The 12,225-nt window shown below is 62.4% G+C and carries 12 protein-coding genes and 3 pseudogenes; 5 read left to right on the top strand and 10 right to left on the bottom strand.

The genetic code is table 11. The annotated features are described in order from the left end of the window. The 5 genes and pseudogenes from MF610_RS17820 to MF610_RS17800 form a co-directional block, all read right to left on the bottom strand. Positions 1-128: pseudogene (locus MF610_RS17820) on the bottom strand (IS481 family transposase); the annotation flags it as partial. A 44-nt stretch (positions 129-172) separates the two neighbouring features. Further along, entirely contained in the window at positions 173-2,806 is a 2,634-nt protein-coding gene (locus tag MF610_RS17815) for an AAA family ATPase (protein ID WP_242201610.1), read from the bottom strand. Then, positions 2,803-3,918, bottom strand: a complete 1,116-nt coding sequence (locus tag MF610_RS17810) for a metallophosphoesterase family protein (protein WP_242201608.1) — start codon at positions 3,916-3,918, stop codon at positions 2,803-2,805. The genes MF610_RS17815 and MF610_RS17810 overlap by 4 nt, the downstream gene beginning before the upstream one ends. A 74-nt stretch (positions 3,919-3,992) precedes the next feature. Beyond that, positions 3,993-4,379 (bottom strand): type II toxin-antitoxin system VapC family toxin, encoded by a 387-nt coding sequence (locus MF610_RS17805; RefSeq protein WP_230772694.1) that lies wholly within the window; start codon positions 4,377-4,379, stop codon positions 3,993-3,995. Further along, positions 4,376-4,621: an AbrB/MazE/SpoVT family DNA-binding domain-containing protein gene (locus MF610_RS17800; protein WP_242201606.1), complete on the bottom strand. Its 246-nt coding sequence runs from the start codon at positions 4,619-4,621 to the stop codon at positions 4,376-4,378. The genes MF610_RS17805 and MF610_RS17800 overlap by 4 nt, the downstream gene beginning before the upstream one ends. A gap of 680 nt (positions 4,622-5,301) precedes the next feature. Between MF610_RS17800 and MF610_RS17795 the strand changes: the two are divergent. Then, positions 5,302-5,871 (top strand): annotated as a pseudogene (locus MF610_RS17795) (LysR family transcriptional regulator); the annotation flags it as partial. A 102-nt stretch (positions 5,872-5,973) separates the two neighbouring features. Here MF610_RS17795 and MF610_RS17790 read toward each other — a convergent pair. Beyond that, positions 5,974-6,594 carry a TetR/AcrR family transcriptional regulator gene (locus MF610_RS17790; protein WP_037528231.1) on the bottom strand — a complete coding sequence of 207 codons (621 nt, stop codon included), beginning with the start codon at positions 6,592-6,594 and terminating at the stop codon, positions 5,974-5,976. A gap of 96 nt (positions 6,595-6,690) precedes the next feature. Between MF610_RS17790 and MF610_RS17785 the strand changes: the two genes are divergently transcribed. The 4 genes and pseudogenes from MF610_RS17785 to MF610_RS17770 all read left to right on the top strand — a co-directional run. Further along, the gene (locus MF610_RS17785) at positions 6,691-7,680 is read left to right on the top strand and encodes a zinc-dependent alcohol dehydrogenase family protein (RefSeq protein ID WP_242201604.1); all 990 of its coding nucleotides are present in this window, start codon (positions 6,691-6,693) and stop codon (positions 7,678-7,680) included. A 284-nt stretch (positions 7,681-7,964) separates the two neighbouring features. After that, entirely contained in the window at positions 7,965-8,255 is a 291-nt protein-coding gene (locus tag MF610_RS17780) for a metal/formaldehyde-sensitive transcriptional repressor (protein WP_084215022.1), read from the top strand. 415 nt (positions 8,256-8,670) lie between these two features. Beyond that, on the top strand, positions 8,671-9,780 hold the full coding sequence (locus tag MF610_RS17775; protein WP_037528303.1) for an S-(hydroxymethyl)glutathione dehydrogenase/class III alcohol dehydrogenase: 1,110 nt from the start codon (positions 8,671-8,673) through the stop codon (positions 9,778-9,780). 5 nt (positions 9,781-9,785) lie between these two features. Further along, positions 9,786-10,031, top strand: a pseudogene (locus MF610_RS17770) (integrase core domain-containing protein); the annotation flags it as partial. 215 nt (positions 10,032-10,246) lie between these two features. Here MF610_RS17770 and MF610_RS17765 read toward each other — a convergent pair. From MF610_RS17765 to MF610_RS17755, 4 genes are all read right to left on the bottom strand, one after another. Beyond that, positions 10,247-10,540 carry a putative quinol monooxygenase gene (locus tag MF610_RS17765; RefSeq protein ID WP_242201603.1) on the bottom strand — a complete coding sequence of 98 codons (294 nt, stop codon included), beginning with the start codon at positions 10,538-10,540 and terminating at the stop codon, positions 10,247-10,249. Between the two features lie 10 nt (positions 10,541-10,550). Next, positions 10,551-11,111: a cupin domain-containing protein gene (locus tag MF610_RS19225; RefSeq protein WP_380870679.1), complete on the bottom strand. Its 561-nt coding sequence runs from the start codon at positions 11,109-11,111 to the stop codon at positions 10,551-10,553. 171 nt (positions 11,112-11,282) lie between these two features. Next, complete coding sequence (locus MF610_RS17760; RefSeq protein WP_242201601.1) at positions 11,283-12,023, bottom strand: SDR family oxidoreductase; 741 nt, start codon at positions 12,021-12,023, stop codon at positions 11,283-11,285. Between the two features lie 18 nt (positions 12,024-12,041). Beyond that, positions 12,042-12,221, bottom strand: a complete 180-nt coding sequence (locus MF610_RS17755) for a hypothetical protein (protein WP_242201600.1) — start codon at positions 12,219-12,221, stop codon at positions 12,042-12,044. Positions 12,222-12,225: the final 4 nt, after the last annotated feature.

Raw genomic sequence — 12,225 nt, 5'->3', positions numbered from 1 at the left:
TGACGCTTTGGCTTGCTCCCCTCAATATCCGGCAGGCGGGAGATGCCGTGCCGTTGCAGGCAGCGGTGCAGCGCTGACCGGGTCAGGTGCGGGATCGACGGCTGCAAGGTGTAGAGGCAATCGTCGATCAAACACCTAGATAGGTGACTGTCCTCCAAAATATGAAGTTCCGCTACTTGGCTCCCGTCAGGCTGATCCGGTTGCCAAGGTGACGGAAAGCGCGATCACGACAGGTGAGCAGGATGACCTGCATCCGCGTTGCAGCCTCTGTCAGGATCTCGGTCATGAGATCGAGGCGGGTATCGTCCGAGTAGACGAGCGGATCGTCCAGGATCAAAGAGACCGGCAATCCTTGCTCAAGCAGCATGTCGGCAAAGGCGAGCCGGGTGAGGATCGCCAGCTGCTCCTGTGTGCCCCTGGAGAGATCGCCGCAACTTTCGCCCAATCCGCCCCGCGCGATCGACGCAAGGCCAAGGTCGTCACCAAAGCCGGGATCAGCGCCCGGTAGCAGCCGCTCGATGTGCCGGCGTGCTCGCCGCGCCACTGGCCCAACGAACGTCCGTGATGTCTCGACGCGTGCGTTCTCCAAGGTGTCGCGAAGCAGCTTCAGCGTGTCGGCTTCCTGTATCACACGCGCCAGGTTGGCAGCTGCGGCATCAGCCTCCTCGCGCGCGACTGCGGCGCGGTCGGCCAATCCCTTGCCGCCTTCCGCCTCGATCCGCGCCTCGAGTCCGGCAATCACCTTCTCCAGCTCGGTACGCTGGGCCCGGGCAACCTCAACCCGCTTGTCCAGTAGACCGATCTGCCGCTCGATCGTCGCGACGTCATGCGCGGTCGCCGCGCGCTCGGCATCCTGCAGATTGACGAGCGCTGCAGCTTCCTGCTGACGTGCGTCGCGCAACCCGCCCTCAAGCGAGGCCACTTCAGGCTTAGCTTCCAAGGCAGCGAGCTGTGCTGCGGCATTAAGCGCATCGCGCTCGGCCCCAGCCTCCTGCACCATCAGCGGAGCATTCCGGGCCTCCAGTTCGCGCAACTGATCTGACGCAACCGCATCGACACCTTCCGCCCTTGCCAGCGCCGTGTCAGCCTCACCCGCCGTAATCGTCAACGCCTCAACGTCTGGTTCTTCGCTACTCCCCTCTCCTTCCGCGCCTTCTTGCAATCCGACGATGAAGAGCTTCAGGGCCGGTGCACCCGCCTCGATCCCGAGCACTGCTAATGCAGGCGTGACACCGGCGATCCGCGCCTCGATCGTGCGGAGATTGGCGACCGCCTCTCGGGCCGCCTCGTTGCGAGCGCGAGCCGCAGCGACACTCGCCACCCCGTGCTCAGCCAATCCAGCGTTCAGATCATTAATCACGTTGGTGAGCACCGTCTCTGCACTTTGCAGCCCGACTGGCGGTCGGATGATCAGCTCGGCAGCGCCAAGACGGATGCGCGTCTCGCGAGACAGCATCCGGTCACCAAGCTCGGCCGCAGATCCATCGATCGTCAGGCCGCTGACATCACCGGCAAACTCGATCCGCGTTGCACCGGCATCAATGGCTGCCTGTGCCTTGTCGACGGCTCGTTCGCGTTCTTCCAAGGTCTTGATGACGGTGGCGGGGATCACTGCCGTCGCGAGCTGCCGCGTCGCTTCGTATTCGGCCTCCAAGGCAACCAGTTCGGTATGTCGCCGTCGCGCCTCGCCGATCGCAGCCCGGCGTTCGCGCTCAGCCGCCCGTGCCCGGGCAGCGCCAAGCGCCACATGCGCGGTCCGCCGATTGTCACGGGCATAGGCCAGCAGGTCACGGGCCGTCGTCGCCCGTTCCTGCGCAGCAGCCAACTCACCAACCAGGCTGGATCGACTGTCCCGTGCCTTACTGAGTGCCGTAACCGTGTCGCCGGCAGCTTTACGGGCGGTTGTGAGGCGCGATGCGAGATCCTCGAGTGACCTAACGCGGTCGACAAGGCGACCCTGCTCGGCGCGGCGGGTGTCGAGCAGCTGCGCTGCGGAACGCGCCACGTCGAGTTGAACGACCAGCGCCCGCCGCTGCTCGGCATCGGTGGTGTCGGCAAGATCGCGGTCGAGGATCTTCAGCCTTGCCCGTGCGGCTTCGAGGTCGGAGAAAACTTGCTCCAGTGCGGCAAGCTTGGCCGCCGCCTCGCTCGCGGCGCGCTGCGCGGTGTCATGCTCGTCGCGTGCTGCGGTCTGGCGGCCGGTCGGTCGACCGCTGTTGGTCCAGTATTCGGCGAATTGGCTGTCGATGCGAGGGCGAACCCGCTGGTAGGCGGCGCCGCCCATGATCGTACCGACCTCGGCTTCAAGGGTCGCACGCACGCTGTCACGCACGATCTCACCCGGCGGCGCCACCTCGAGCGCTTGCGCCTGCCCGACCCACAGCAGGCCGAGTGCGCCATGCGCAGCCGCGTCGCCGCCCTGGCTGGTATCGCGTCGCGCACCTAGCAGCGCTTGCAACTGCGCCTCAGCGTCCTCCCCCTGCGCGCGCCCATTCGGTCCGCGGACTTCAACCGAAGCGCTTTTCAAGAAGCGCTTGCTGACCGCCCATTCCTCGCCTTTCGCTTCGAAGCCTATCTCGATCTGCGGGGCGACAGCTTCACCGTAAGGCGCATAGCTGCGCGCAAGCCGGTTCGCGGTGTTGTGTCGGACGAAGAACGCGGCGCGCATTGCTTCCAGCAGCGTAGACTTACCGGTTTCGTTGGGCTCGATGATGACGTTGAGTCCATCGGTCAGCCCGTCTAGCACGAAGGGATCGCGGTATTTGCGGAAGTTGGAAAGCGCGATGCGCCGGATCTTGAGGCTCATGCGGCGTCCTGCCCACGCTGATATTCCACGAACAGACGCTCAAGCGCCCGCCTCGCGATAGGGCCGCCGCTGCCCCCCGCCTCGATCATGCCCATCAGCTTGACTGCGGCCGTGCCGATCATGCCCTCGACCCGCAGGTCTGCGAAATCCTGTTCGCTCGGCCGACCGGCGAGATCGTCGGCGGTGACCGCCAGATGACGGAGGCGATGGCGCAGGTCGTTATCGAGACGGGCGAGGATCGAGATGCGGTCGGACAGGCTGACAATACCGAAGAGCGAAAGCTGCAGGAGGGTCGCCGATGGTTCGACCTGCGCGATCAGCCGGTCACATTCGGCGGCAAAGCCCTCCGCGTCGGCTATCGTCCATTCGCGCATCAGCCACTGGAACCTGCCAGTGCGGATCGGCAACACTGTCGGCTCCGCCCCCGCCTCAAGCGCCACGAGCAACGCATAGCCCGGCTCGTCGCGTTGGAAGCGATCGGTTTCCGGCGTGCCCGAGTACCAGGTGCGCGCGTCGACCCGTAGGCTCCCGTGCCAGTCGCCAAGCGCAAGATAGTCCAGTTCAGAGCGCTGCGCACGATCGGGAGCGATCTGGTTCTGTGCCTCACCACGCGACGAGAAGTCCCGGATCGAGCCGTGCGCCAAGCCGACACGCAAGGTCGCGCCCGGCGTCTCCATCGTGTCGAACAGCGCGGTCGGATCGTCGAGATTATGCCGGTGGGTTAGCGGCGCTGGCAGCAGCCACTGCCTCGGCGCCAGCTCGCACGGCACTGGCTCAGCAAGGATGCGGATATTGTTGGCGCCCTTGGCACGCACGCGATCCCACAAACCGCTGTTGCGGGCGAAGTCGTGGTTGCCGGGCAGCAGCCACCAGGTACAGGCATAGCGCTGCATCCGCGACACCGCTTGCACGATGACGCGGTCTTCGGGTCCTTCGGTATCGAACACATCGCCGGCGACAAGTACGTGCGCGACGTCATGCTCGGCTGCCGCCTTGCCGATCGCGTCGATTGCATCGAACCGTGCTTCGCTAAGGGCAGCACGCACGTCGCTGTCAAAGCGGCCGTATGGCTTGCCGAGTTGCCAGTCGGCGGTGTGGATCAGACGTAGCATGGAGACCTTCTGGCGGTGTGGGCCATGACTGTCGAGCCGGGCTTCCTGCCCCCCTACCCCGCGACAAGGCGAGATCAGCGGATTGCGACAACCTTGACCTGGACGACATCGGCGATCTTCTTCCAGTTCTGATCACTCGTCCACGCAGGCAGCCCATCCCGTCGGGCAAGCGCCAGGCAAAAGCGATCGCCCAGACTGAGCCCCGCTTCGGCTGTTGCCGCCCGCATACGCCCTGCGATTTGTGCGAGCGCCTTGTCGGCCGGCACCACGGTCAGCGGCAATGGATCGAGCATGGCATCGACTTCGCGCTCGGGCATACCGGCATAGACGAAGTGACTGACGACCTCGGCATAGTTGACGCTGCTTACCCGCGCGCCGCCGATTTCTGCTGCGACCTTCGCCGCTCCGCGTTCGCCTTTGAGCATGGCAATAATCGCAGACGCGTCCAGCACCACACTCATTCGCCGCTATCCTCCCGACGCCGGGCGAGGAATGCGTCAACGGATGCGTCGGGGTTACCGGCCGTGTATTGCTTAGCTAGAGCCTGAGCGCGTGCCACGGCTTGGCTTGCGGTCCGCAACACAACACCATCCTCGGTTTCGTCCAGGTACACCGCACCACCACCACTCAGACCAAGTCGCTTCCGGACGTCCGCCGGTAGGCTCATGCGCCCATTAGGCGTGATGTTGATTTGCAAGGTCATACTGGCACAGCTGCCTCTGTTGCATACAATGTCGTAACATAGCCGAACCAGTCACCTACAACAACAGATGAGCTGTCGTGGCACCGTTCCATCTCTATGTCTCAAATGGCACCATGTGGCATACGGCTACGATCGTAGCCAATCGCCTGTTTTAGTAGGTGCCTTTTGGGTATGCTCTAAGTGCACCAGCTCCAGGATGGTCTGTTTAACGTAAGAGAACGACGTTTAGATTTCTGGTCGATTTGCTCGCCTGGTCCGGCTGAGGTCTTAACCAACGAGGACCATACGGAACCCAATCAAACGGCACCGATGAGCCTCCGTGCGGGGTAACGAGGAACGTCTCTGTCTCTGCCTCGAGAACGTCCTGCGAGGCGGTGTCGCGGCGAGAAAAGTCTCCGTGCTGAACCCGGATCTCAACGGCTACGATTGGGGACTTTTCTGCCCGGCAGCTATCGGACACGTGGGGGTCTATAGCTGCCGCTCGCTTTTCCGCCTTTGTCCTGAAAACCATGTTCATTTGGGAGAGCCGAAACGTACGCTGGACGGGCAGGATGCGCGCAACGCGTAGATTGGATCGTTCGCATTCTGCCGCGCTGGCATGAACTCACCCGCTTATCGAATTCTCGAAAAGCACCGGGAATCGAGGTATCGCGGTACCCACCGACGACGGACAGGCGAGCATGACAGATCATTTCAACGGCATCGCCGTCTTTGTCGAGGTCGCCAACGCCGCCAGCTTCACTCGAGCAGACGAACGGCTCGGCCTCACCAAATCCGCCGTAAGCAAGGCCATCACGCGTCTCGAGGAACGGCTTGGCGAAACCCTGTTCACCCGATCAACGCGCAACCTGACGCTCACCGTCAGCGGAGAGGCGTACTTGGCGAGCTGCGTCGCCGCGATCGACATCCTGCGCGACACGGAAGACGCGCTGGGTGGGCATGGCGAAGCCCCTCGCGGCCGCTTGCGGATCGACATGCCTGCCGCGTTCGGGCGCCGTGTGCTGGTTCCCTTGCTAACTGAGATCTGCAAGGCCAACCCCGACCTGCAACTGTCCCTCAGCTTCACCGACCGGGTAATCGACCCGATCGAAGAGGGGGTGGATCTTGTCGTCCGCTTCGGGCGGAGCAGGGATGCGGCCGGGCTGATGGCGAAGACGCTGGTGGAGCAGCCGCAGCATATCTGCGCATCGCCGGCGTATCTGGCGCGGCATGGGACGCCAGCCAGCCTCGACGATCTGGCGCAGCATGTGTGCCTGGTCGGCTTCAGGTCAGTTCGGGCATACGGACTGGATTCGGCTGTAAGTGGACAGATGTTTGTTGCAAGAACACCGAGGACGATCTCGCCTGGACGATCAAACCGCAGCCGGCCATCGATCGAGTGCCATTTCAGCGATGGAGAAAAGTTCGTTGATCGTAGCGCCGTCGCGCGCTTGAACGGACATGCCTTCCATGACCGTATTGATGAATTTGCCTAGGACGGCCGGATCAGTATCGGCCGCAAGCTCGCCCTGCGCGGCGCCCCGATGTAAACGCTCGATCAGGAGGGCCTCCGCCGCGATACGCTTGTCGCGCAGCAGGCATTCGATGGCGGCGGACGCGGGCGACACGGCTGCCGCTGCCGAATACATGAAGCAGCCGGCCGGCGTTTCAGGTTCCGAGAACGATGACGCCGCTCGTTCCAGCAGGCCTTTGACGGCCTCGAAGGTGGACAACGCCGGATCGTTGATGGGTTCATAGAGGTGGACGCTGAACGTCGCGGCGTAGCGCTCGATCACCGCCGCGAACAGCCCCGCCTTGTTGTCAAACGCCGCATAGAGACTGGCGGCGGCGACGCCAGTCTCCGCCACCAGATCGGCCATCGACGTCGCCTCGTAGCCGCGCTGCCAGAACAGCCGTACCGCCTTGTCGAGCGCAGCGTCAGTGTTGAACTCTCGAGGGCGGCCTGCGCCACGACGGGCTTTCGTGTCTGTCATGTCTCGTGCCCGATATGGAATGATCGATAAATAATAGCTTGAACCTTGTCACTGACACCGATACAGAACGGTCGTTCAATAATCAAGGAATGGTCCATGAGCCGCATCGTTCGGATCCACGAATATGGCGACGCCAGCGTCCTCAAGATTGAAGATGTGGCAGTGCGCGCGCCCGCGGCCGACGAGGTGCAGATCGCTGTCAAGGCGATAGGCATAAACCGCGCCGAAGTGATGTTCCGCAACCATGCCTACCTTCAGGAAGCCGAGTTCCCGAGCCGCCTCGGCTACGAGGCTGCCGGTATTGTCGGCACGGTCGGCGCGGACGTGACCGGGTTTGCGGAAGGCGAAGCCGTCAGCCTCATCCCCCCGCTCGATATCGCGCGCTGGGGCACCTATGGCGAGGTCGCCAACGTGCCTGCCCGCCTCGTCGTCAAGCATCCGGCGGCGCTTTCGTTCGAGGAAGCGGCGGCCGTGTGGATGCAGTATGTCACCGCTTGGGGTGCGCTGGTGGAGCAGGCGAAGCTCGGCGAGGGCGATTTCGTCATCGTCACCGCTGCTTCCAGCAGCGTCGGTCTTGCTGCCTTCCAGATTGCGCGGATGGTCGGCGCGACGGTGATCGCGACGACGCGTACCGGCGCCAAGCGCCAGGCCCTGCTTGATGCCGGTGCACATCATGTCGTCGCGACCGGGGAAGAGGATCTGGTAGCAAAGGTGATGGAGATAACCGATGGTGCAGGTGCGCGCGTGGTGCTCGACCCGGTCGGAGGCCCGTCGTTCGAGCCGCTGACCGCGAGCATGGCGCGCGGCGGCATTCTGCTTGAATATGGCGCGCTCAGCGGCGAGCCGACGCCGTTCCCGTTGTTCTCCGTGCTGGGCAAGAGCCTCACGCTCAAGGGTTATCTCTACAGCGAGATCGTCTCGGACGACGCCGCGCTCGATCGCGCCAAGGCGTTCATTGTGGCGGGACTGGAATCGGGCGCGCTCAAGCCGCGGATCGCGCGCACCTTCTCGCTCGACGCCATCCAAGACGCACACCGCTTCCTCGAATCGAATGACCAGATCGGCAAGGTAGTCGTTACGGTCTGACCGGCAAACCTGGGGGAGCGAGCGATGGCTCCCCCTCCCGGACACAGGATCGGACCCTCAGCGCCTATGCCGTCGCTGTGGCGCAGGCTTGAAAGCATGACCGCTCCTCCTCCGCGTACCAGACCTGTCTCAGGGTAACGTGGCGGCTATGCCTGCCCGATCGGAGAGGGCGCATTTTGAAAATGGCCGGGGAACCTCGCTTGATTAAAGAAGCGCCAGTCTCTGGACAGGATTGAAACTCCCCCCCTGTATAGTATGCTGAAGCGATTTCTTGAGAAAGCGCGATGCCACATTCACCAGAGGACAAGAAACGAGCCATCACACGCTTGCGGCGTATCAAGGGCCAGGCGGACGCTTTGGAACGCGCGATCGAAGCCGGGGCCGATTGCACCCCCCTGCTGCAGCAAATTGTAGCCATGCGAGGCGCGACAAATGGACTGATGGCAGAAGTTATGGAGAGTCACCTTAGGGAAACATTCGGTGCCGGTGCAGATCCGGCCGTCAAAAGCGAGAACGGCAATCACGATGACAAGGTGGAGGGCGTAATGAAGATTCTGCGTACATATCTTAAGTAACGACATCAGCGATCTTCTTGCCCCTGCTCTTCCGCAGTTAGAGCGAAAGCCTCGTGTCTTGCTACCCGGTGCCGTTCACCAGAGTGCAGCCTTTTGGCGTTCCGTCCCTCGACTTTGTTGTCGGCGTAGCGAGCGCGAGCGTCTTCTCCGGCGTTTTTCCAGGGCGTCAGGATCGATGGACCCTTCAAGATCGATGGGCGGGTCGCAGGCTGTGGCGACACAGAGGTGGAGGCCTGCGAAGCGAAGCTACCCCTACATGCCTTCTCTGGTTTGACATCCTTACTCGGATACCCCTTGCATACTGGCAGGGAGTATGAAAAATATACTCCCTGCCAGTATGAGAGCGTCGACGAATTTCCAATGGCGCAACGGCCTCGCACCGGCAATCGGTTTCAATCAACGAGGGTATCCCAACATGAAATCTCGCGCCGCTGTAGCCTTCGAGGCGGGCAAGCCACTCGAAATCGTCGAGATTGATGTCGCCCCACCCCGGAAGGGCGAAGTGCTCATCCGGGTGACGCACACCGGCGTGTGCCACACCGATGCGTACACGCTGGCGGGTAATGATCCGGAGGGCGTTTTCCCTGTGGTTCTAGGCCACGAGGGTGCGGGTATCGTTGTCGAGGTCGGTGAGGGCGTCACGAGCGTCAGGCCGGGCGATCACGTGATTCCGCTCTACACCGCCGAATGCGGCAAGTGCGATTTCTGCGTGTCGGGCAAGACCAACCTGTGCGTCGCTGTCCGCGAAACGCAGGGCAAGGGCTTGATGCCCGATGGCACCACCCGCTTTTCGTACAATGGCCAGCCCCTCTATCATTACATGGGCTGTTCAACCTTCAGTGAATATACTGTCGTCGCCGAAGTCTCGCTCGCCAAGATCAATCCTGAGGCAAACCCCGAACATGTCTGCCTGCTCGGCTGCGGCGTCACGACCGGCATCGGCGCAGTCCACAATACCGCCAAGGTCCAGCCCGGAGACTCGGTCGCAGTGTTCGGCCTGGGCGGCATCGGCCTCGCGGCAATTCAGGGTGCGCGCCAGGCGAAGGCGGGACGCATCATCGCCATCGACACTAATCCGTCCAAGTTCGAGCTGGCACGCCAATTCGGTGCGACCGAGTGCATCAACCCCAAGGACCATGACAAGCCCATCCAGCAAGTGCTGATCGAGATGACGGGCTGGGGCATTGATCATACCTTCGAGTGCATCGGCAACGTTCACGTTATGCGCGCCGCGCTTGAATCAGCGCACCGTGGCTGGGGTCAGTCAATCGTGATTGGCGTTGCCGGCGCGGGCGAAGAAATCTCCACCCGTCCGTTCCAGCTCGTTACGGGCCGCGTCTGGAAGGGGTCCGCTTTCGGCGGCGTCAAGGGACGTACACAGCTCCCCGGCATGGTCGAGGACGCCATGAGAGGCGATATCGATCTGGCCCCGTTCGTTACCCACACCATGGGTTTAGAGGAGATCAACGAGGCGTTCGAACTGATGCTCGAAGGAAAGTCGATCCGCACGGTCATCCACTACTGACCCGCCGATCCAAGCCGACCCAGAACGCTTTCGTCGAGAGCTTCAACGGCCGCCTGCGCGACGAATGCCTCGACGATACGCTGTTCACCTCGCTGGCTCACGGCAAAGCCGCGCTGGCTGCCTGGCGGCAGGACTACAACACCGTCAGGTCGGCCTCACAACTCGGCGGGCGTACCCACACCCAGATCGCCGGCCAACTTGGTCCGGCATGTCCCGGACCAAGTTGGTATGTCCTCAACCACCAGCCATGAACCATGTGGACTCTATGTCTGAACGGTAACAACGGTGAGCACGTCATCAGCAGCAGCATCAAACGCAGGATAAAACGCTAGAGACAGGCCATCCACTACAGCGGATGGCCTGTCGTGGTCCTTCTGATTGAGGTCCAAATCCGGCCCGTTCATCCCGAATGGCAGGCGTATCTCACCGTTCAGCCAAGCCCGACGAAACGGTGTCCAGCACTTTGCTATATAGCTGCCAGTAGGGTGAACTTATGGATCTGCGGCGGTTCGGAGAACAGCTCATCGGCCTTGTCCATCAGTGCGGCGGCAACCTTGCCGTCAAGATGCGCCTGCCGATCTTGCTCTGTGTCGAACGTATCGAAGATCGCGTACGCACCGGGGCCTTCCTGGATCGCATACCAAGTCAGGGTACCGGGTTCGGCTTGAACGAGCGGTAGCGCCGAGGTCAAGAAATCCGCGACTTCGCTCTCCTTTCCGGGCTTGGCCTTCAGTGGCACGTACAGCGCAAGTTTGGGCATGACCAACTCCTCAAGATAAATGACTAGGTATTAGTTGTCTGCATAACGAACGAGAGGGTCCAAACGTTGCCCAGCGGGCACGCGCGAAGATCATGTCTCCCTTCGTGGCCTCAAATGGACCGTCTTGCGCCGAGTTCGGCCCCACGACGGTCCAGCGAACGCGACCCTGAAGGACGAAGTTCATCTCCCAAGCGTAGGGGTGACAATGCGGTTCGCGTATGCCGCCAGGCGCTAGGCGAGCGATGTAGCACGCCCCCTGCTGCCCCTTCAGGATTGGCCAATTGTGCTCGTGTCCGCCTCGCAGACCCCCGCCGTCAAATACATTGGCAGGCGCTTCGGCCAGATGAAACAGGTGCGGATGGTCAGCATCCACCCCGCCGGCCGGCTTGTTACCTGCAACCTCTGGCGCTGCTCCCGGATCGCTCCAAGCGGCGCTGCCCACTGCAGGACCCTCGGACGGCGTTGATGGGGAAGGAGCGTCCTTGGCGCTATCATGTCCATGCGGACGCTGGCGGAAGCCAGCGTCCGTATCGGGTTGAGCCGCCCCATCGATAGGGTTCGCGTTCGGCATGAAATGGGCTGCTTTCCGGAAGGCTCGCTGCGCCGACCAAGGACTAATTTGAAGTGTGAGATACACCATCGTCAGCACGTTTGTCGCTACGCCGCAATTTTAGCTGAACGGCGGTGTGATTGACTGACGTAACGAAGGCGGAGCACACACCGCTCCGCCTCCTCTCCATCGTCAGAACTGCTGTGCGGTCGGCCGGATGACGATCGCGTTGATGTCGACGTTATCAGGCTGTTCGACAGCGAACGCGATAGCACGCGCCACCGACGCCGCAGGGATGGCCTGTTTATAGAAGTCGAGTACCGTCTCGGCAGCCGTGCCCGAAGTCGTGAACTTCAAGTCGCTTTCGACGGCTCCGGGCTCGATAGACGTGACACGGACCTTTTCGCCCACCTCTTGGCGAAGACCCTCGCTGATCGCGCTGACGGCGAACTTGGTGCCGGAGTAGACCGTGCCGCCTGGTGCGAAGACCTTGATGCCCGCAACCGAGCTCAGGTTGATGATGTGGCCGCTGCCCTGCTCGAGAAAGCCGGGAAGAGCCGCGGCGATGCCGTAGAGCGTGCCCTTCAGGTTGACGTCGATCATCTGGTCCCACTCCTCGGTGTTGACCTCGGCCATCGGACGGATCGGCATCAGCCCAGCATTGTTGACCAGCACGTCGAGCCGGCCGAAATCGGCAATGATTGCGGCGACCACGGACTCGACCGCCAACTTGTCGGTGACGTCGAGCGCATAGGCGCGTGCCGTTCCGCCGTTCTCGGCGATCTGCGCGACGACCTCGTCGAGCTTGTCCTTGCGCCGGGCGGCGATGGCGACCTTCGCACCGCGTTCAGCGAGAAGCCGCGCGGTTTCCGCGCCGATACCGGTGCTGCCGCCGGTGATGAGAACAACCTTGCCTTCGATACCTTTGGTCATGACTGTGTGTCCTTGATTTCAGATGTTGATTTTCCGCTGGATCGCGGCCCCGCGCCAGCGGTAGCCGCCGCGTGGATAAACGAGGCCCATAAAGCCTAGGCGAAGCGCAGGTGCCAACAGGCCGATCATCCGCAGCTCCTCTACGTAGAACGGTTGTGCCAGCAGCGCCGACCCCACCCATTCTTTAAGCTTGCCCATGGCA

Source organism: Sphingomonas hankookensis (assembly GCF_022664465.1).
In the GTDB taxonomy this organism is placed as follows: domain Bacteria; phylum Pseudomonadota; class Alphaproteobacteria; order Sphingomonadales; family Sphingomonadaceae; genus Sphingomonas; species Sphingomonas hankookensis.
Note: the sequence above shows the minus strand (reverse complement) of the source record. Positions and strands in the feature narration are given on the sequence as shown.